Genomic DNA, 19,400 nt, shown 5'->3' with positions numbered 1-19,400 from the left:
ACTCAGCACGTTACCGTCACTCACTTGTTCAGCACCGCCTCCAGCACAGCCTTTGCGATCGGGGCGGCGGTGTGGCCGCCCGTGGCCTCCGCGCCGACGTTGGCCGCGCCCGACTCGACGATGACCGCCAGCGCCACCTTCGGGTTCTCGGCGGGCGCGAAGGAGATGAACCAGGCGTGCGGCGGCGCGCCGTCGGCGGTCTCCGCGGTGCCGGTCTTGCCTCCCACTTGGACGCCCGACACCTGCGCGAGGTTGGCCGTGCCGTTGTTGACCACGCTGACCATCATGTCGCGCAGCTTGCTCGCCGTCTCGGAACTGACCGCCTCGGTCAGCTCCTCGGGCTTGGCCTCCTCCATGACGTCGTTCTTGGAGTCGGTGATCTTGTTCACCAGGTACGGCTTCATGACCTTGCCGTCGTTGGCGATGCCGGCCGCGATCATGGCCATCTGCAGGGGCGTCATCCGGTTGTCGCGCTGGCCGATCGAGGCCATCGCGAGCGCGGCGTCGTCGTACTTGCTGCCGAAGTCGCTCTGGGCCACCGACATCGGCACGCCGAGCTGCTTGCCCATGCCGAACTTCTCGGTCTGCTCGTTGAGCTTGTCGTAGCCCAGCTGCATGCCGATCTTGGCGAACGGCGTGTTGCAGGACTTCTCCAGCGCGTACACGAGCTGGACCTGGCCGGCGCCGCAGGCCGCGCCGCCGTAGTTGGGCAGGCTGATGTTCGTGTTGGGCAGCGGCAGCCGCTGCGGCGCGTCGACCGTGGTGTCGCCGCCGCGCGAGGAGTCGTCCTCCAGGTACGCCGCCGCCGTCACCACCTTGAACGTCGACCCCGGCGGGTACGTCTGGGCGAGGGCCCGGTTGAGCAGCGGCTGGCTCTTGTCCTTGTCCAGCTCGTTGTAGCGGGAGAACACCGTGCCCTTGTCGGTGCCCGACAGCTCGGCGGGGTCGAAGGTGGGCAGCGAGACCATGGCCAGGATCCCGCCCGTCCGCGGGTCGAGCGCCACCAGCGCGCCGCGCTTGCCGCTGGCGCGCAGCGCGTCGTAGGCCGCCTTCTGGGCCTTGGGGTTGATCGTGAGGTCGACGTTCGCGCCCCTGGTCGGCTCGCCCGTGAACAGGTCGATGCTCCGCCGCAGCAGCAGGTCGGCGCTGGAGCCGTCGAGCAGCTTGTTCTCGGCCCCCTCGATCGCGCTCGCGCTCTCGGGCGAGAAGTAGCCCGTGACGTGCGCGTAGAGCTTCCCGTCGGTGTACTTCCTGATGAACCTGAAGTTCTTGTTGTCGGTCTCCACCGACTGGGCGATCACCTTGCCGCCGGCGGTGATCCGGCCGCGTTCGACGGCGTAGCGCTCGTAGTAGTTGCGGCGGTTGCTCGGGTTGGAGCGGTAGTCGTCGGCCCGGACCGCCTGGAGGATGTTCACGTTGATCATCAGGAGCGCGAACATGACCAGGCAGGCCACGGCCGTGCGCTTCAGAGTGCTGTTCATCGCTGGAACACCTGGGTGAGTCCTTCGTTCTGGATCGCCTGGGGCGGGGGCCGTCGCGCCGCGTCTGACATGCGTACCAGGAGCGCGATAAGGATCCAGTTAGCCAGCAGCGCCGAGCCGCCCTGCGACATGAACGGCGTGACCAGGCCGGTCAGGGGGATGAGGTTCGTCACGCCGCCGACGATGATGAACACCTGCCAGGCCAGGATGAACGACAGGCCGCCCGCCAGCAGCTTCGAGAACGGGTCGCGGGCCACGAGCGAGGTGCGCAGGCCGCGCTCGACCAGCAGCGCGTAGAGCATGAGCAGCGCCATCAGGCCGGTCAGCCCGAGCTCCTCGCCGGTCGCGGCGAAGATGAAGTCGGAGAAGCTCAGCGGGATCAGGTCGGGGTGGCCCTGGCCGAGCCCGGTGCCGAGGATGCCGCCCGCGCCGAACCCGAACAGCCCCTGCATGATCTGGTAGCTCTTGCTGCACATCGGGTCGCCCGGCGGGTCCTCCAGGCAGACGGGGGCGGTGCCGTAGTAGACCGGGTTGCTCGGGTCGAGCCAGGCGTCGAAACGCGCGCCCACGTGGTCGAAGACCTGCCCGGCGAGGAAGGCGCCGCCGACGAACAGCAGGATGCCGATGAGCACCCACGAGGTGCGCTGGGTGGCGATGTAGAGCATCGCGATGAACGTGCCGAACAGCAGCAGCGAGGTGCCCAGGTCTTTTTCGAAGACCAGCACCAGCAGGCTGAGGCCCCAGGTGACCAGGACCGGGCCGAGGTCTCGGGCCCGCGGCAGGTCGATGAAGAGCAGCCGCCGCCCGGCCAGCGCCAGCACGTCACGCTTGGCCACCAGGTAGCCGGCGAAGAAGACCACCAGCGCCAGCTTGGCGAACTCGCCCGGCTGGATGGAGAAGCCGCCGATGCGGATCCAGATCTTGGCGCCCTGGACCTCGCTGAGCGAGCCGGGCAGCAGCGCCGGGATCGCCAGCAGCACCAGGCCCACCGCGCCCGCCGTGTACGTCAGGCGTTGCAGCATGCGGTGGTCGCGCAGCACGATCAGCGTGATCGAGAACATCACGACGCCGACGCCGGTCCACATGATCTGGTTGGTCGTGGAGGCGCCGCCCATGTCGGCCGACTCCAGCCGGTAGATCATCACCAGCCCGAGGCCGTTGATCAGCGTCACCAGCGGCAGGATCAGCGGGTCGGCCCATGGCGCGAACTTGGCCAGCACCAGGTAGGCCGCCAGCATCAGGCCGCCCAGGCCCAGCCCGTAGGCCAGCATGCCGGCGGGCACCTTGCCGTCGACGGCCAGGCCGACGTTGGCGTAGGCGCCCATGATGATCAGCACCGCCATGGCGAGCAGGACCAGCTGGGCCACCCGCCGTTTGGCCGGCATCGGGACGGGGGTCGCGAGCATTTCTGCCATTTATTGCGATTTCGTCTTGGTGGCGGAGGGAGTCGGGGACGTGGCCGTGGTGGAGCTCGTGTCGCCCGCGTCGCCCTTGTCGTCCTGGGAGAACTTCAATCCGTTTATCTTCGTCACGCCTTCGTTGACGTCGGTGACGGGTATGCCGCTCTTGATCAGGGCCTGGTCCGCCGGGGACAGCTTGGAGAGCGGACGGCCGGTGCGCTTCTCCACGTGGAAGAACTCGATCGGCCCCACCTCCTGCTTGATCCCCTGGAAGATGACCACTTCGTCGCCCCTGGCACCGACGAAGAACTGGTCCTGGGTCCACTGCCATCCGAGGTAACCGCCGGCGCCCAAGGCGACGGCGCCCACCCCGAGCACGGTGACCAGCACGGGCCACACACGACGGCGCCGCCCCGACCGCCGGGTCGCCTGCGCGACCGGCTCATCGAAGTCGTCACCGTCGGCGATCGCCGGCTGGGGTGCGGTCACCGCGCTCACTCGCCCCGGCTGGGTCTCCGGGGCGCCTCCTCGCAGCCTGGTCATCCCCGCGGCGCCGACGACCGCCGCCTCCACGGGAACTTCCTGGCCGTCGCTGATCTCCAGCACGTCGGCGAGCACGCACGTGATGTTGTCGGGCCCGCCGCCCCGGTTCGCCAGATCGATGAGCTGGCGGACCACCTCTTCGGGGTCGTCGATGTTGGTCAGCGTGGCGTGCAGCGTCTCGGCGCTCACCACGCCCGACAGGCCGTCAGAACAGAGCAGGTAGCGGTCGCCCACCTGCGCCTCGCGCAGCGTGAGGTCGGGATCGACCTCGCCGCTGCCGTCGAGCGCGCGCAGCAGGATCGATCGTTGGGGGTGCGTGGCCGCCTCTTCGGGCGTGATGCGCCCGTCGTCGACGAGCTGCTGCACCAGGGTGTGGTCATGGGTGATCTGGTAGAGCTCGCCGCGTCTCAGGAGGTAGGCGCGCGAGTCGCCCACGTGCACCAGGGCGACCTGGGTGCCGTTCCAGAGCATGGCGGTGAGCGTCGTGCCCATGCCTTTGAGGCTGGGATCCCGCCCGACCATCTCGTGCAGCCGGCGATTGGCGTCGCGCACCGCTGCCTCGATGGCGTTGAGCAGGTCACCCCCCTGTTGGGCCTCTTCCAGAGAGGCCATGGCGGCGATGGCGACAGAACTCGCCACCTCGCCGTGTGCGTGCCCGCCCATGCCGTCGGCGACGGCCAGCAGGCGGCCGCTAGCGTACGCCGAGTCCTCGTTCCCTTCGCGGAGGAGGCCGACGTCCGAGCGGGCGGCGTAGCGGAGTGCGATGGTCATTTGCGCAATTCAATGACTGTCTTGCCGACGCGGATCGGAACACCGAGCGGCACCGGGGTCGGACGGGTGACTTTCGAGCGGTCGAGATACGTGCCGTTGGTCGAACCGAGATCTTCCACGATCCACTGACCGTCCTGAGGGAAGAGCCGGGCATGCCGGCTGGATGCGTAGTCGTCGCTGACTACCAGCGTGGCGTCGTTCGCCCGGCCAATGGTGATGGGCGTCTCCGTGAGGTTAATGGTGGTGCCCTGCAATGGGCCACCGGTAACGATGAGCTGGCGTGGCTCGCCCTTCTTGCTCTTGGGCTTGGCCACCGGTTTGGCGGGCTTCACGGCTTTGCGCGGGCCCGCGGGAGCCGTGCGTGAACCGAACAAGTCAGTCCGGATCACGCCGACTGCGGCAATGACGAAAAACCACAGCACCGCCAGGAAGGCGAGCCGGATCAGCAGCAGCGTGAGCTCGGACATGGACCGTCTGTCTACCCCTAATCGCGCCGGAACACCAGAGTCGTGCGTCCCAGCGTCACTCGCGTGCCGTTCTGGAGCTCGATTCTGCGTACCGGCTGGCCGTTGACGAAGGTGCCGTTCGTCGAACCGAGATCGACGAGCGCCACGAGCTGGCCCTCGACGCGCAGCTCCGCATGGTGCCGCGAGACTCCCGGATCGACAAGACGAAGATCGCAGTCGGTGCCCCTGCCTAGCAAGGTCACCGGAGTGGTGAGCTCGTAGGAGCGGTCGCCCTGCGGGTCGTCCTGGGTGGAGACGAGCAGCCTGGGCCGCCCGTTGAAGGCCCCGGGCCTGGACGGGGGCAGGTCGCTCGCCGGCTGGCGGATCTCGTCCTGCTCGACCGTTGCGCCGCGGATGACGCCGGACCGGATGCGGAACAGGCCCACAGCCAGGTCTCCGGCGGTCTCGAAGCGCACCCGGACCGGTCCCACGAAGGAGTAGCCCTGTTCCTTGGCGTACTCCCTGGCGAGGTTGGCCAGCTCGTGGCTGATGCTGTCGGCGTAGACCTCAAGCCGTTCGCTGTCGGTCGTGGACAGTTCCACCACGAAGTCGTTGGGCACGAGCGTCCGGCCTTGTGCGACGATCGCCGCCCGCTCGTCCATCTCCCGCTGAACCGCGCTGGCGACCTCGACCGGCTGAAGGTCAGATTTGAACGCCCGCGCAAAGGCCCCCTCAACCAAGCCTTCGAGCCTTCGCTCGAAGCGCTGAAGGACTCCCACCGGGTACCTCCCTTCTTCCCTGCATATGATCGCGGCCCCAGACGCTTCCGGCGCCCGGTTTCCGCTCGTCCCACGTGGCGGCGTCGTGACGCTCGTTGCCAGTCGCGCCCAGCTCCTCCGCTCCCGTGTCTTATGCGATCGTATCCGGGTTCAGTACCAGTGGCTGTTCCGTGCTACTGTTTCTCCGCACCCACAAACGGGCGGGTGGCGGAACGGCAGACGCGCACGGTTCAGGTCCGTGTGTCCGAAAGGACGTGAGGGTTCAAATCCCTCCTCGCCCACTTGGTGACTAGGGGACCCGAGGAAGCCGACCTTAACAGGTCGGCTTCCTCGGGTCCCCTCGTCATATCTGCCCGGGGGATAACCCCCGGACCCCCAGGGGGACAAGCGTTCGGGGGATTCTCCCCCGGACCCCCATCCATGGTGGTGGCTCATCTCCTGGGGCTGGCCCCCTGGTTCCTGGGTCTGGCCCACAGTTTCGTACGGGGTCCTGGTGCGCAAGGGTCCTGGGATTTCTTTCTTGTGACGTGGCTCCTGGACTTTAGGCCGGGGAGCTTGCAGAGAACTTTCTGGTGGCTTGCGTGATTTAGGTCACATTGGTTTGGTGGGCGGGTTCGGGTGATCCTGAGGGCTACGGCAAACTGTGGCCGCTGGGTTTCTGTTCAGGGGGTTGCCGCACATGGATGACTCGATGGTTCAGCTGCTCACGCCCTCTGGTGAGCGCGTGGAGCATCCGGAATATCCGCTGGTCGTCTCGGATGATGAGATCCGGGATCTTTATCGGGATCTCGTGGCCGTCCGGCGGATCGACTCCGAGGCCGTCGCGCTCGCGCGGCAGGGCGAGCTGGGGCTGTGGACGTCCCTGCTCGGGCAGGAGGCCGCGCAGGTGGGCTCCGGGCGCGCCATCGGGGATCTGGACGCCGTCTTCCCCTCCTACCGGGAGCACGGGGTCGCCTACTGCCGGGGGATGGACCCCCTCGACGTGGTCGCCATGTGGCGCGGCGTCAACCACGGCGGCTGGGACCCGTCCCGGCACAACTTCTTCCTGTACACGATCGTCATCGGGACGCAGGCGCTGCACGCCACCGGTTACGCGATGGGCATGCAGCGCGACGGCGTCATCGGCACCGACAAGGCCGGGGCGACCATCGTCTACTTCGGCGACGGCGCCACCTCCCAGGGCGACGTGAACGAGGCCTTCGTCTTCGCGGGGGCCTGCCACGCGCCGATCGTGTTCTTCTGCCAGAACAACCAGTGGGCCATCTCCGAGCCCCAGGAACGGCAGTCGCGGATCCCGCTGTACCGCCGGGCCGAGGGCTTCGGGTTCCCCGGCGTCCGGGTCGACGGGAACGACGTGCTGGCCTGCCTCGCGGTGACCCGCAAGGCGCTGGCCGACGCCCGGTCAGGGCAGGGGCCCACGCTCATCGAGGCGTTCACGTACCGGATGGGGGCGCACACCACCTCCGACGACCCCACCCGCTACCGGGCCAAGGACGACGTCGAGGCGTGGCGGCGGCGCGACCCCATCGAGCGGGTCAGGGCGTACCTGACCGCGGCCGGCACCGGCGACGACTTCTTCCTGGAGGTCGAGGCCGACGCCGCCAAGGTCGGGGCCGAGCTGCGCAGGCGCCTTCTCGAACTCCCCGACCCCGCCCCTTCGGCGATCTTCGAACACGTCTACGCCGAGCCGCACGCGCTGATCGAGGCCGAGCGGGCCCAGCACGCCGCCTACCTCGACGGGTTCGCCGCCGGGGAGTAGGCGCGCGAGGCGGCCTTGGTGTCCAGGAGCTCGCCCAGCAGGTCCGTGAGGCTCACCATGCCGATGACCGCGCCGCCCTGGCCGGTGACCAGCGCCAGGTGCGCGCGGGCCTCCTGAAGGGCCGTCACGGCCTCGGGGACCTGCGTGACGCACGCGAGCCTCGGCAGCGGCCTGGCGAGCTCACCGGCCGTACGCGTGGGCTGCAGGAGGGCGTCACGGGCGTGCAGGACGCCCTCGATCCCGGCCGGACCGCCCACCAGCAGCCGCAGGTGTCCGCTGCCCGCCGCCCTGGCCCTGATCTGGGCCGAGCCGGCGGCCGGGGGCACCTTCACGGCCCGGTCGATCGGCACCATCAGGCGCTCGATGCCCTCGGCCTGCAGCCGCAGCGCGCGGGTGAGCAGGTCGTGCTCCTCCCGGTCGAGCAGGCCCATCCGGCCCGACTCGCCCACCAGCATGGCGAGCTGCCGGGGCGTCCTGGTGGTGGCCAGCTCGTCACGCGGCTGCACGCCGAACAGGCGCAGTATCAGGTTGGTCAGCCCGTTGAGCGACGACAGCAGCGGGCGCATGAGCTGCGTGAACCCGCGGAACGGCAGCGTCAGCACCAGCGCCGCCCGCTCGGGGTGCGTCAGCGCCCACGACTTGGGCGCCATCTCGCCCACCACCATGTGCAGGAACGTCACCAGCGCCAGCGCGATCGTCAGCGCGATCGGCATGCGCAGCGACTCCGGCACGCCGACGGCGGCGAAGACCGGCTCCAGGAAGTGCTCGATGGCCGGCTCGGTGACCTGGCCGAGGCCCAGCGTGCACAGCGTGATGCCGAGCTGCGCGCCGGCCAGCATGAGCGAGAGCTGACGCCCGCCGCCCACGGCCGACTTGGCCGCGACCCGGACCAGGCGGTTGCCGCCCGACGCCATCTCCTCCAGGCGGTGCCGCCTGGCGGAGACGAACGCGAACTCGGCGGCCACGAACAACGCGTTGAAGAACAGCAGCGCGAGGCTGACCAGGATCATCGTCATCGGGACGCCTCCGCGTGCTGCACGGGCGCGAGCCGCACCCATTCGGGCACCCGGCGGTTGAGCGACATGACGGTCAGCTCGGCCAGGTGCTCGGCCGCGTCGTCGGCGAACGGGTCGGCGTCCCCCTCGATCGGGACGGTCACCACGTCGCCGGGGTCGGGCATCCGGCCCAGCCGGGCCAGCACCAGGCCGGCGAGGGTGTCGTAGTCGTCGCTCTCCGGCAGTGCGACGCCGGTGGCGCGCTCGACCTCGTCCAGCCTGAGCCAGCCGGGCACCTCCCAGACGCCGCCGGGCTGCTCGACGGCGCCCGCCGGCTCGGGGTCGTTCTCGTCGACGAGCTCGCCGACCAGCTCCTCGGCCAGGTCCTCGACGGTGAGCACGCCGGCCAGGCCGCCGTACTCGTCGATGACGCAGACGATGTCGTCGTTGGCCGCGCGCATCCGGTCGAGGACGGCGGGCAGCGGCAACGAGTCGGGCACCAGCAGCGCGGGGCGGGTGATGCTGCCGACCAGGCCCTCGTCCAGGCCGGACTCCAGCAGCTCGCGCACGCCCGTCACGCCCACCACGTCGCCGTCGTCACCGACGACGGGGTAGCGGGAGTGGCCGCGTTCGCGCATGACCTCCAGCAGGTCGGAGATGGGCTGGGAGTCGCGCAGCGCCACCACACGGGGGCGCGGCACCATGATCTCCTCGGCGCTGTGGTCGCCGAACTCCAGGGCGCGCTCCAGCAGCTCCGACAACCTCGGGGGCAGCTCGCCCGCCTGGGTCGACTCCTCGATGATCCGGGAGAGCTCCTCGGGGGTGGCCCCGTGCTCGACCTCCTCGACCGGCTCGATGCCGACGCGGCGGAGCAGCCCGGTGGCGGCTGAGTCGAACAGCTTGACCACCGGCCCCACGACCGTCAGGTAGACCAGCGTGGACCCGGCCAGGAACTTGGCCACCGTCTCGGGCCTGGCGATGCCGAGGTTCTTCGGCGCCAGCTCGCCGAGCACCATCTGCACCACGGTCGCCACGAACACGCCGGCGGCCACGGACAGCCCCGTGATCGCGGCGTCGGGCAGGCCCGTGGTGTCGAGCCAGGGCCGTACCAGGACGGAGATGGCGGGCTCGGCCAGGAAGCCGACGAGCAGTGCCGTGACGGTGATGCCGAGCTGGGCGCCCGAGAGCATGAACGAGAGCCGGGAGGTCACCTGGAGCGCCTTTTCGGCCTGGGTGTCACCGGCGGCGGCCTGCTCGCGCAGGAGGCCCCGGTCGGCGGCGACGAAGGCGAACTCCTGGGCGACGAAGTACCCGGTGGCGGCGGTGAGGAGGAAAAGGGCCAGCAGGCCGAGATAGGCGCTCACCTGAGTGAGCCCTCAGAGGAACCCGTGCCGAGGCACGGGCCAAGACTCCACGAGTCCGGAGCGGACACGATCATCCCTTCGATAGAGGTCGTCCATAACGCTAACGACGCAGTCCGCGTCTATGTTTCCGCAGTGACTCTCCGCTAGTTGTGTGTACTTATCCGTGGGAGAAACTTGGTGAGATGTCTTCACTGCCAGGGGGTTGGACGTAGCGTCTATGGCATACCGAAGGGAAGAAGGCGAAGTGTCTGAGGACGACCGTACGCGGGCCATGCGCTCGCCGGGCGACGGCCGCCCGCTGCCACCGAGGCCCGGCGACGGGCCGCGCTCCGGTGGCGCACCCGCCCACCGGGTCCCGCCAGGCGTGCCGAACGCGGCCACGTCCAAGCTGCCCGCCTACTCCGACGAGCAGCAGTCGCCGCCGCCTCCGCCACCTCCCCGATCGGGAAAGGTCTACGGACGCGAGCGTGCCGGGAACAGCCCGGTCAAACCGCTCAGGGCGGCGGGCGACCCCGCGCCGAAGGAGCCGCGCGGGCCCAGGGGGCCGCGGGTGCGCGGCCGGACCGTCCTGAAGATCGTCGCGGGCCTGGTCGCGCTGCTCCTGGTGGCGGCCGTGGGCCTGTTCTTCTGGATCAACTCCCGGCTGGCGGGCATCGACGGGGTGCTCGACGAGTACAAGGGCCGGCCCGCCGACACTCCCGGCACCAACTGGCTGCTGGTCGGCTCCGACAGCCGCAAGGGCCTGACCGCGGCCGAGCGCAAGAAGCTGGCCACCGGGCGCGCGGTCGGGCAGCGCACCGACTCGATGATGCTGCTGCACATCTCCGACAACGGCGACAAGCCCACCCTGGTCAGCCTTCCGCGTGACTCGGCGGTGACCATTCCGGGGCGCGGGCGCGACAAGCTCAACGCGGCGTACGCGTCCGGCGGGCCGAAGCTGCTGGTCCGCACGGTCGAGACCGTCACCGGCGTGCACATCGACAACTACATGGAGATCGGCTTCGCCGGCTTCGTGGACATCGTGGACGCGATCGGCGGCGTCGAGATCAACGTCCGGGCCGACGTCGACGACCCCAAGGCCGGGCTCAAGCTCAAGAAGGGCACGCAGGTGCTCAACGGCTCCCAGGCCCTCGGCTACGTACGCACCCGCAAGGGCGGCGCGCTGCCGGACTTCGAGCGCACCAAACGGCAGCGGCAGTTCCTCGGCGCGGTGGTGAAGAAGGCCGCCAGCCCGGGCGTGCTGATCAACCCGTTCACGTCGATCCCGCTGGCCATGAGCGCCACGGACGCGGTCGAGGTCGACTCCAGCACCGGCGCGTTCGACATGCTCTCGCTGGGGCTGGCGATGGGCGACAGCCCGGTCACGACCGTGGTGCCGTTCGGCGGGAACGAGATCGTCGCCGGCGGCGGCGCGGCGATCAAGTGGGACCGGCTCAAGGCGCTGGCCCTCTTCGACGCGCTGAAGGCCGACAAGCCGGTGCCGAAGGAGATCGTGGACGCCGGTTGACCTGCCCCGCGAGGCGCGAGCCTCGCGGGGGCGGCCCTGCCCGGCTGGCCCCGCCCGGCTCAGCTCGTGGCGGCGACGATCGCGGCGGTGGAGGCGGTGACGGCGACGGCCGCGGTGATGGCGGTGATCGTCTTGGCGACCGCCTGACCGGCCCACTCGCCCTCGGCGATCTCCTTGACGCGCTCGCGGTCGGCGCCGGGGAAGGCTTTGCGGTCGAGCTTGGCCGCGTGCATGATCGCGATCAGCGTGGCGGTGCGCTCGTCGGGGTCGGCGCCCGCGAGGACGGACGTCACGCGTTCGCGCACGTCGGCCTCCACCTGGGGGTCCGACTCCGGCCAGCGGGTGGTCGGGAAGATGCCCAGCACCCGGCCGCGCTCCTCGGCCAGCACACCCGCCTCGGCGAGCCTGGTGAGCAGGCGCCTGCGCAGCTTGTCCGTCTGCAGCCGCTGCACCCACCACGCGGGCTTCCTGGCTTTGCCGTCCTCGGCCATGCGGGCGAGGGCGGCGTCGAGCTCCGCGTCGCCCAGCGGGGTGGGGTCCTTGACCGTCACCTTGTCGTCGGCCAGCTCGACGCGGCCCGCGGCGGCCAGCTCGGCGAGGATCGCGCCGCCGAGCGCGGGGTTGAGCTGGACGCCCCCGATGAGCTGCTTGCCCTCTTCCTCGTCGTGGGCGAGGAGGAGGAGTTCTTCGGCAATCGTCACGGTCATGCCCCGACACTAACCTCCCAGCATGAGCATTTCGGAAAGACTTCACGCGATCGGCCGGCCGCTGCTCCAGGCGCAGCTCGACCACCCCACGGTGGCCGGCATCGGGCGGGGCGACCTGCCGGAGCCGGTCTTCCGCTCCTGGCTGGAGCAGGACTACCTGTACCTGCTGGACTATGTGCGGGTGTTCTCCAGGCTGGCCTGGCAGGCGCCGGACGGGCATCTGGGGGACCTGGTAGATCTGGCGCATGCGACGTACCACGACGAACTGCGGCTGCATCGGTCGTTGTCGGCGGAGTTCGGGGCCGATCTGGACAACGCGGTGAAGGGGCCGGCGTGTGCGGCGTACACGGCGTTCCTGCTGGAGGCGGCGGGGTCGTACGGGGAGGGGTTGGCGGCGCTCTATCCGTGCATGTGGGGATATTCGAGTCTTGGGAAGATCCTTGCCGAGAATCCGCCCGCCGAGCCGCGGTACCGGGCCTGGGTGGACACCTACGCAGACCCGGCGTTCGCGGCGCTGACCGTACGGATCGGGCAGATGATCGACGAGGCCGACCCCGACCCCGTACGGGCGGAGGCGCTGTTCGCCGAGGGCATGGCACACGAGCTCGCCTTCTGGGACGTGCCGTAGTCGCGTGCCGGCCCGGTGCGCGCCATACCCTGGTGGCATGCCGGAACTTCCCGAGGTGGAGTCGCTCACGAACTTCCTGCGCGAGCGGGCGGTCGGCCGTTCGATCGCCGGCGTCGACGTCGTCGGCTTCCAGGCGCTCAAGACGTTCGACCCGCCGGTCACCGCGCTCGGCGGGCTCACCGTCACGGGCGTGTCGAGGCACGGCAAGTTCCTCGACCTCGACTGCGACGGCCTGCACCTGATCATCCATCTGGCCCGCGCCGGCTGGCTGCGCTGGCGCGACGACCTGACCGGCGCGCGGCCGGTGCGGCCGGGCAAGGGGCCGCTGGCCGTACGCGTACGGCTGGCGCCCGACGACGACGGCCTGGCCCCCGGGTTCGAGCTGACCGAGGCAGGCACGCAGAAACGGCTGGCCGTCTACGTCACCGACAAGCCGGAGGACGTGCCCGGCGTCGCCGCCCTGGGCCCCGACCCGCTCGACGACGCCTTCACCGTCGAGGCGCTCAAACGCATCGTGGGCGGCAACCGCACCCAGATCAAGGGGCTGCTGCGCGACCAGAAGGTGATCGCGGGCATCGGCAACGCCTACTCCGACGAGGTGCTGCACGCGGCGAAGATGTCGCCGTTCAAGATCGCGGCGACGCTGACCGACGCGCAGATCGCCGACCTGCACGAGGCCATCGTGACGACGTTGCGCGACGCCGTCGAACGGGCGCACGGGCTGGCCGCCAAAGACCTCAAGGCGGAGAAGAAGTCCGGGCTGCGCGTGCACAACCGGGCGGGCCAGCCGTGCGACGTGTGCGGCGACACGATCCGCGAGGTGTCCTTCGCCGACTCCGCGCTCCAGTACTGCCCGACCTGCCAGACGGGCGGCAAGCCGCTGGCCGACCGGCGGATGTCGCGCCTGCTCAAGTAGGGTCCCGGGCGCGGGATGATGGAGGCATGACCGTTCCTGAGATCGAGGCCACCGCCGTTCCCGACGACGCCTACCTGCTCGACGTCCGCGAGCAGGACGAATGGCTCGCCGGCCACGCCCCCGAGGCCGTGCACATCCCCATGTCGCAGATCCAGGGCCGGGTCGAGGAGGTGCCCGCCGACCGCACCGTCTACGTGGTGTGCCGGGTCGGCGGCCGGTCGATGCAGGTCGCGGCGTGGCTCAACCAGCTCGGGCGCGACGCCGTCAACGTGGGCGGCGGCATGCAGTCGTGGGAGTTCGCGCGCCGTCCGATGGTGAGCGAGACCGGGCAGGAGCCTTTCGTGGCCTGAATGCCCCACTGTGGCGGTTCTGCCGCCATTAAGGCATGATGAGGGCGCCAACTGCATAGTCGCGGGAGCTCGGGGTGCCGGGCTGAGAGGGCAGCAACACAGCCGCTGCCGACCGCCTGAACCTGTCCGGATAATGCCGGCGTAGGGAGTGTGCGATGACGCATGTCGTCGACGAAGTTCCGCTGACCCTTGACGGCGCGCCCCCCAAGACCCTCGGCGTCCTCGACCAGGGCGCGCTCTGGGCCAACCTCGGTGTCAGCCTTCTCGGCTTCTCCGGTGCGCTCGTCCTGATCGACCCCCTGGGCGGCGCGCCGCTCAGCCTCGTGGCCGCGCTCACGGCCGCCGTGGTCGGCAGCCTCATCGGCACGGCCATGGTGGGCCTGTCGGCCATCCCCGGCACGCAGACCGGGCGGCCGGCGATGGTGCTGCTGCGCGGGCTGTTCGGGGCGAAGATGTCGTACGTCCCGTCCGTGCTGAACATCGTGCAGATGCTCGGCTGGGGGGCCTTCGAGCTCTGGGTGATCGCCAAGGCCGCGAACGCGATCTTCGGCAGCGTCCCGTACCAGGTGTGGGTGGTGGCGGCGGGGGTGCTGACCACCGCGCTCGCCGTCTGGCCGCTCGGGTCGATCAGGCTGCTGCGCCGGTACGTGACCGTCGGCGTGATCCTGTCGCTGATCTGGTTCACCGTGTCGTTCCTGGGCGAGGCGCCGACGTACACGGGCGGGTCGTGGACGGCCTTCGCCCCGGCCGTCGACTACGTCATCGCCCTGTCGGTGTCGTGGGTGCCGATGGCCGCCGACTTCGCCAGGCACTCGCGTTCCAGCCGGGCCGCCTTCACCGGGGTCGTCGGCGGCTACACCGTCGCCCAGGTGGCCTGCCTGGCCCTCGGCGTGTACGCGGTGGCCATCGCGGGCGCCCGGGCGGTCCAGGCCGACGGCATGGTCGTGTTCCAGCCGTTCGTCGCGGCGCCGCTGGGCGCGCTGTTCTTCGGCATCCTGGTGCTGCGCGAGACCGACCAGTCCTTCGCCAACGTCTACTCCACCACCGTCTCGCTGCAGAACCTCATGCCGAACGTCGACCGCCGGATCGTCTCGACCGCGATCGGCGTGCTCACCACCGCGATCGCCCTGGTCGTGGACGTCACCTCCTACGGCGCGTTCCTCGGGGTGATCGGCGCGGTGTTCGTGCCGATGTTCGCGGTGCTGGCCGTCGACTACTTCGTGCTCGGCGGCGCCGCCCGCTGGAACACCGCCGAGGACGCGCCCTCGCGCTGGCTGATGCTGCTGCCGTGGGCGCTGGGCTTCGCCGCCTACTGGTTCACCACCTCGACGCCCACGGTCGCCGGCTGGGACGGCTTCTGGGCCTCCGCCCGCGACGCCGTCGGCTTCACGAGGGAGCCGTGGATGAACGGTGCGCTCGGCGGCGCGCTGGTGGCGGCCCTGGTGACGCTGCTCATCGGCGTGCTCGGCCGACGCCGGTCAGCGGCCCGCTGAGGCCCGGCGTTCGACGTTGAGCAGGTGCTGCTTGGCGGCCACGCCTCCGGCGTAGTCGCCGAGCTCGCCGTCCTCACGGACCACCCGATGACAGGGCACGATCACGCACACGGGGTTGGCGCCGACCGCGTTGCCGACCGCGCGAAGGGCGCGCGGCCGTCCGATGCTCGCGCCGATCTCCTCGTACGTCGTGGTCGTGCCGTAGGGCACGGCCATGGTCTTCTGCAGCACGGTACGGGCGAACGGCGTGGCCAGCGCGAGGTCCACCGGCGTGGCGAAGGTGCGCAGGCGGCCGGAGAAGTACGCGTCGAGCTCCCGGCGCACCGGGTCGAGGCGGCGGGCGTCGGGCCCGATGAACGTGCCGACCTCCTTGGCCACCCGCTCGAACACGGTGTTCTCGGCCTCGAAACTGCAGGCCGCGATGCCCTTGCCGGTCACCGCGAGCACCAGCCTGCCCACCGCGCCGTCGTAGGTGCCGAACGCGATGTCCGGTGGCCCCTCGCCCTTGTAGGTGCTGGAGGTCACTCTCAGCAGGGCATCGAGGTCGCTGCTCGACATGCCTCTCACCCGTTTCAGCCACCGGAATCTTCGTGAGCGCAGCGTATCGGACGGATCGCCCGTCAGACCCACCACGCCACGTGCACTATGGAGGTGTGGGGTACGCATGGGTCGGTAGTGACGAGGAGATCGCTCGTGCCGTGCTCGCCGGCTCCCCCAACGCCGTGGTGGCGCTCGACCGCGACCAGAGCGTGCTGGTCTGGAACCCGGCGGCCGAGCATCTGTTCGGCTGGACGGCGGCCGAGATGCTGGGGCGCCGGGCGCCGATCGTCCCCGACGAGCTGGCCGCCGAGCACAACGCGGTGCTGGAGCGCGTACGCACCGGGGGGCAGGTGTCGCTGCGCACCAAGCGCGTCCACAAGGACGGCAGGTCGCTCGACCTGCGGGTGGACATCAACGCCCTGCGCATGGGCAACTCCGTGGTCGGCTACGTCCTGGCCCACCATCCCGCGCGGGCCGACGAGGTCGCCGGGCTGCGCATGGAACGCCGGGCCAGGCTGGTGCGCCGGCTCACCGACGTGGTCGGCGACATCAACTCCGAGCTGGAGCTGCCGGCCGTGCTCGACCGCATCTCGGCCAGCCTCACCGAGCTGACGGGCGCGGACGCGGGCGGGTTCGTGCTGATCGAGGGGGAGCGGCTGCGGCTGGTCAGCACGTACCGGCTGCCGGAGACGCTCAGGGGCACCACCACCGGCCTGCGGACGAGCCTGGTGGACAAACTCTTACGTACGGGCAAGACCGTCATGCTGGAGTCCCAGGGGCTCGGCGACCTGGTGTGGGCCAGGCTCAACGGGCTGCACACGATCGCGCTCGGCCTGGCCGCGGTCGGCGGCCGTCCTTACGGCGCCCTCTACGCGCTGTTCGCCGGTCCCGCACCCGGCCACCTGGAGCTGGAGCTGCTCGAACTGCTGGCCGGGCACGCCGGCATCGCGGTCGGCAACGCGGTGGCCTACCAGGAGGCGGTGCGGCAGCGGGCGCACGAGCGGGCCGTGTTCGACGCCAGCGCCGACGGCATCGCCGTGCTGGACGACGCCGGCCGGGTCGTGCGCTGGAACCCCGCCGCGGCCGAGCTGACCGCCTTCCCCGCCGACGCGGTGATCGGCGGCCCGCCGCCGTTCCCGCTGCCCAGCCCCGGCGAGAAGCTCACGTTCCAGATGGAGAACGGGCGCTGGCTGGACGTGGTGAGCGCGCGGATCGAGGAGACCGGCGAGATCGTCATCGACTTCCGCGACGTCACCCAGGCCAAGGAGCTGGAGGAGGCCAAAGACCTCTTCCTGGCCACGACCAGCCACGAGCTGCGTACGCCGATCACGATCGTGCGCGGGTTCGCCGGCACCCTGGACGCGCGCTGGGACAAGATGAGCGACGCGGAACGGCGCTCGGCCGTGCACACGATCGCCGAGCGGGCCGGATCGTTGGGGCAGCTCATGGACCACCTGCTGCTGGGGGCCAGGGCGGGCGCGGACGAGCTGGCCGTGCGGATCGAGGCGTTCGACCTCGCGGCCCGGATCCACGCGGCCACGCTCGGCCTTCCCGTGTTGTCCGACCGCCACCGCGTCGAGGTGCGCATCCCGGACGGATTGCCACCGGTGCTGGGTGACGCCCTGGCAACCGACATCGTTTTGGGGCAATTGCTGGAGAACGCGTTTAAATATTCCCCAATGGGTGGATTGATCTGTGTTGAAGCTTGGCCTGAGGACGACGGCGTGGTCGTAGTGGTGGATGACGAGGGGGTCGGAATCGCACCGCCTGACCGCGAACGGATCTTTGAGCGCTTCGTCCAGGTGGACAGCGGGGACCGGAGACGCTTTGGTGGAGTGGGGCTCGGCCTCTACATCGTGCGCAGTCTGGCCAGGGCGCAGGGGGGAGAAGTGAGTGCTCAATCGAGGCCCGGAGGGGGTACGAGAATGCGCCTGATCCTGAGACGTGCTTCCCCTATCCGATCCGACACACCGATGCGGTAACGAGGTGGTCACAGTTGAGCTGATCTATCGTCCAATGTGTACAAGCTGTGATCGAGATGCGGTTTCTGCGATTGGCTAACGGGGCATTTCGGTCGTACCGGGGAGTGTTCCCGCGGGGGGCACAGGGAACGGGGAGGTGGGTGTGTCAAGCGTGGTGCTGCTGCCGTACGCGCCGTCCAGCGTCGCCGTCGCCCGCCAGCGTCTGAGCACTGACCTGCAGGATTGTGGGGTCTACACCGCCGCGATCGACGATGCGGTGCTCGTGGTGAGCGAGTTGCTGAGCAACGCGCTGCGGCACGCGCATCCGCTGCCTTCAGGCATGGTGAGGGTCGCCTGGATGCGTAGCGACGATCACATAGAGGTGGCGGTCAGTGACGGGGGTGCGGCGACAGAGCCGCGGGCGGGACGCCCGACCCTGTCTTCGCTCGGGGGCCGGGGGCTGGGGATCGTCGAATACGTGGCCGAGAGCTGGGGGGTTCGTCACGACGGTGACACGACGACGGTGTGGGCCATCCTGCCCGCACCCAACGGGGCGGCGGTGAACGGGCAGGTCGCGGCCCTGAAGGAGGCCGGTTAGGCGGTTCTGGCCGCCAGTACGGCCCGTTCGGTGACGGCCCATGCCGTGGACACCAGGAGGTACAGGCCGGCCGCCAGGGGGAGCACGAGCACGGCCAGCGCGGAGCCGTACGGCAACAGCGGCATGACCTTGCGCAGCAGCTCCGGCTGCTCCTCCGACACCTTGATCGAGCGTGCCGACAGCCATGCCAGCAGCACGAGCCCCGCGATCACGATGACAAAGACCGAAACCGGCCAACTGATCAGACCGAAATTGGCCACCACGCCCGCGAGCTGCTGGCCCAGCGGTGCCCCGAACAGAGTGTGACCGGCCAGTGCCGTCGGATGCGTGGCCACCCTGAACATCAGCCACATGAACGGCAATTGCGCCAGCATCGGCAAGATCCCCGCGAACGGGGACGTGCCCTCCCGGGCGTACAGCGCGGTCAGCTCCTTGGACAACCGCTCGGGATCGCGCCCGTGGCGCTTGCGCAGCTCCTGCAGCTTCGGCGCGAGCCGCTGCCGGACCTGGCCGGCCCGCGCCTGGCGGACGTTGAGCGGCAGCAGGACCAGACGTACGGCGAGGGTGAACAGCACGATGGCGAGCGCGGCGTGGCCGCCGGACACGCCGATGACGAACGTGACAAGTGAATCGATCATGAGCCCTTCAGACATGACGACGGACCAGGGCTCACACATGACGATGAGCCCCGCTTTGACGGGAAGCGGGGCTCGCCTAAGGCGCTCGTGGACGCGGGCGTCCGGCCGCGTCGGGATCGCGCAGCCGCTGGAAGGCGGTGCGGCGCGCGTAGGTCAGCGGGAAGCCGGGAGACTCACCGCCGAGGGTGGGCAGCAACGTGGCCGCCCACGTGGCCAGCAGGAGGATCGCCATCATGGTGATCCCCACCAGCCACGGATCGAACAGGAACGACGTCACTGCGACGAACGGGACTTACCGACGACGGTGACCGCGATGAAGACGACCAGGGCGACGACCCCGACGATCAGGACCAGCTTGAACAGACCCGCCAGCAGGGGCAGGAGGAAGTTGAACAGCACGAAGAGACCGAGAAGGGTCCCTAAAACGAGCATCACGACTCTACTCATGAGGCCACCGTACGTCCTCGGGGCATGATCCGCGAGGCTTACGAACCTGTGACGTACATGTCCCCCACGTGGGGCTC

20 protein-coding genes, 1 tRNA gene and 1 riboswitch are annotated in these 19,400 nt (G+C 69.9%); of the genes, 9 read left to right on the top strand and 12 right to left on the bottom strand.

The features are described from left to right. Window positions 1–20: 20 nt before the first annotated feature. Genes ACNF49_RS04170 through ACNF49_RS04150 form a run of 5 tightly spaced genes read right to left on the bottom strand, consistent with a single transcriptional unit; the run spans window position 21 to window position 5,420 of the window. Window positions 21–1,481, bottom strand: coding sequence for a peptidoglycan D,D-transpeptidase FtsI family protein (locus tag ACNF49_RS04170; RefSeq protein WP_482942845.1), 1,461 nt, complete (start codon window positions 1,479–1,481; stop codon window positions 21–23). Then, on the bottom strand, window positions 1,478–2,896 hold the full coding sequence (locus tag ACNF49_RS04165; RefSeq protein ID WP_357982941.1) for an FtsW/RodA/SpoVE family cell cycle protein: 1,419 nt from the start codon (window positions 2,894–2,896) through the stop codon (window positions 1,478–1,480). The genes ACNF49_RS04170 and ACNF49_RS04165 overlap by 4 nt, the downstream gene beginning before the upstream one ends. After that, window positions 2,897–4,195: a Stp1/IreP family PP2C-type Ser/Thr phosphatase gene (locus tag ACNF49_RS04160; RefSeq protein ID WP_357982944.1), complete on the bottom strand. Its 1,299-nt coding sequence runs from the start codon at window positions 4,193–4,195 to the stop codon at window positions 2,897–2,899. Beyond that, window positions 4,192–4,662, bottom strand: coding sequence for an FHA domain-containing protein FhaB/FipA (locus ACNF49_RS04155; protein ID WP_357693136.1), 471 nt, complete (start codon window positions 4,660–4,662; stop codon window positions 4,192–4,194). The genes ACNF49_RS04160 and ACNF49_RS04155 overlap by 4 nt, the downstream gene beginning before the upstream one ends. A gap of 17 nt (window positions 4,663–4,679) precedes the next feature. Next, entirely contained in the window at window positions 4,680–5,420 is a 741-nt protein-coding gene (locus tag ACNF49_RS04150; protein WP_125640997.1) for an FHA domain-containing protein, read from the bottom strand. 198 nt (window positions 5,421–5,618) lie between these two features. Here ACNF49_RS04150 and ACNF49_RS04145 point away from each other — a divergent pair. Both ACNF49_RS04145 and pdhA read left to right on the top strand, forming a co-directional pair. Then, window positions 5,619–5,701, top strand: a tRNA-Leu gene (locus ACNF49_RS04145). 410 nt (window positions 5,702–6,111) lie between these two features. Next, window positions 6,112–7,179 (top strand): pyruvate dehydrogenase (acetyl-transferring) E1 component subunit alpha, encoded by a 1,068-nt coding sequence (gene pdhA / locus ACNF49_RS04140; protein WP_482942844.1) that lies wholly within the window; start codon window positions 6,112–6,114, stop codon window positions 7,177–7,179. Here the strand turns inward: pdhA and ACNF49_RS04135 are convergent. Beyond that, entirely contained in the window at window positions 7,149–8,195 is a 1,047-nt protein-coding gene (locus ACNF49_RS04135) for a hemolysin family protein (protein ID WP_357982951.1), read from the bottom strand. The genes pdhA and ACNF49_RS04135 overlap by 31 nt on opposite strands. Then, a complete protein-coding gene (locus ACNF49_RS04130; RefSeq protein WP_357982954.1) occupies window positions 8,192–9,538 on the bottom strand; it encodes a hemolysin family protein in 1,347 nt (448 codons plus the stop codon). The genes ACNF49_RS04135 and ACNF49_RS04130 overlap by 4 nt, the downstream gene beginning before the upstream one ends. A gap of 244 nt (window positions 9,539–9,782) precedes the next feature. Here ACNF49_RS04130 and ACNF49_RS04125 point away from each other — a divergent pair, with 244 nt between their 5' ends. Continuing rightward, the gene (locus ACNF49_RS04125) at window positions 9,783–11,045 is read left to right on the top strand and encodes an LCP family protein (protein WP_357982957.1); all 1,263 of its coding nucleotides are present in this window, start codon (window positions 9,783–9,785) and stop codon (window positions 11,043–11,045) included. Window positions 11,046–11,104: 59 nt separating this feature from the next. Here ACNF49_RS04125 and ACNF49_RS04120 read toward each other — a convergent pair whose 3' ends face one another. After that, window positions 11,105–11,752, bottom strand: coding sequence for a GOLPH3/VPS74 family protein (locus ACNF49_RS04120; protein WP_357982960.1), 648 nt, complete (start codon window positions 11,750–11,752; stop codon window positions 11,105–11,107). A 22-nt stretch (window positions 11,753–11,774) separates the two neighbouring features. Here ACNF49_RS04120 and ACNF49_RS04115 point away from each other — a divergent pair, with 22 nt between their 5' ends. From ACNF49_RS04115 to ACNF49_RS04100, 4 genes are all read left to right on the top strand, one after another. Then, a complete protein-coding gene (locus ACNF49_RS04115) occupies window positions 11,775–12,380 on the top strand; it encodes a TenA family protein (RefSeq protein ID WP_357982963.1) in 606 nt (201 codons plus the stop codon). A gap of 37 nt (window positions 12,381–12,417) precedes the next feature. Continuing rightward, complete coding sequence (locus tag ACNF49_RS04110; RefSeq protein ID WP_352363289.1) at window positions 12,418–13,296, top strand: Fpg/Nei family DNA glycosylase; 879 nt, start codon at window positions 12,418–12,420, stop codon at window positions 13,294–13,296. A 26-nt stretch (window positions 13,297–13,322) separates the two neighbouring features. Continuing rightward, complete coding sequence (locus ACNF49_RS04105) at window positions 13,323–13,646, top strand: rhodanese-like domain-containing protein (protein ID WP_357982967.1); 324 nt, start codon at window positions 13,323–13,325, stop codon at window positions 13,644–13,646. A gap of 51 nt (window positions 13,647–13,697) precedes the next feature. Beyond that, window positions 13,698–13,811, top strand: a riboswitch (TPP riboswitch). Next, entirely contained in the window at window positions 13,802–15,139 is a 1,338-nt protein-coding gene (locus ACNF49_RS04100; protein ID WP_482942843.1) for a purine-cytosine permease family protein, read from the top strand. It overlaps the preceding riboswitch by 10 nt. Here the strand turns inward: ACNF49_RS04100 and ACNF49_RS04095 are convergent. After that, window positions 15,125–15,697 carry a methylated-DNA--[protein]-cysteine S-methyltransferase gene (locus tag ACNF49_RS04095; protein WP_357982973.1) on the bottom strand — a complete coding sequence of 191 codons (573 nt, stop codon included), beginning with the start codon at window positions 15,695–15,697 and terminating at the stop codon, window positions 15,125–15,127. The genes ACNF49_RS04100 and ACNF49_RS04095 overlap by 15 nt on opposite strands. A gap of 95 nt (window positions 15,698–15,792) precedes the next feature. Between ACNF49_RS04095 and ACNF49_RS04090 the strand changes: the two genes are divergently transcribed. Together ACNF49_RS04090 and ACNF49_RS04085 are read left to right on the top strand one after the other, a co-directional pair. After that, entirely contained in the window at window positions 15,793–17,661 is a 1,869-nt protein-coding gene (locus ACNF49_RS04090; protein ID WP_357982976.1) for an ATP-binding protein, read from the top strand. A gap of 151 nt (window positions 17,662–17,812) precedes the next feature. Further along, on the top strand, window positions 17,813–18,238 hold the full coding sequence (locus tag ACNF49_RS04085; RefSeq protein ID WP_352363279.1) for an ATP-binding protein: 426 nt from the start codon (window positions 17,813–17,815) through the stop codon (window positions 18,236–18,238). Here the strand turns inward: ACNF49_RS04085 and ACNF49_RS04080 are convergent. From ACNF49_RS04080 to ACNF49_RS04070, 3 genes are all read right to left on the bottom strand, one after another. After that, complete coding sequence (locus ACNF49_RS04080) at window positions 18,235–18,876, bottom strand: YidC/Oxa1 family membrane protein insertase (RefSeq protein ID WP_357982979.1); 642 nt, start codon at window positions 18,874–18,876, stop codon at window positions 18,235–18,237. The two genes, ACNF49_RS04085 and ACNF49_RS04080, sit on opposite strands and share 4 nt — an antisense overlap. A 76-nt stretch (window positions 18,877–18,952) precedes the next feature. Continuing rightward, complete coding sequence (locus ACNF49_RS04075; RefSeq protein ID WP_357982982.1) at window positions 18,953–19,153, bottom strand: DUF6412 domain-containing protein; 201 nt, start codon at window positions 19,151–19,153, stop codon at window positions 18,953–18,955. Beyond that, window positions 19,150–19,323, bottom strand: a complete 174-nt coding sequence (locus ACNF49_RS04070; protein ID WP_352318261.1) for a hypothetical protein — start codon at window positions 19,321–19,323, stop codon at window positions 19,150–19,152. The genes ACNF49_RS04075 and ACNF49_RS04070 overlap by 4 nt, the downstream gene beginning before the upstream one ends. Window positions 19,324–19,400: the final 77 nt, after the last annotated feature.

This window comes from Actinomadura sp. ATCC 39365 (genome assembly GCF_054392275.1).
The sequence above is the reverse complement of the archived record's forward strand: the minus strand, read 5'-3'. Positions and strand labels throughout refer to the sequence as shown.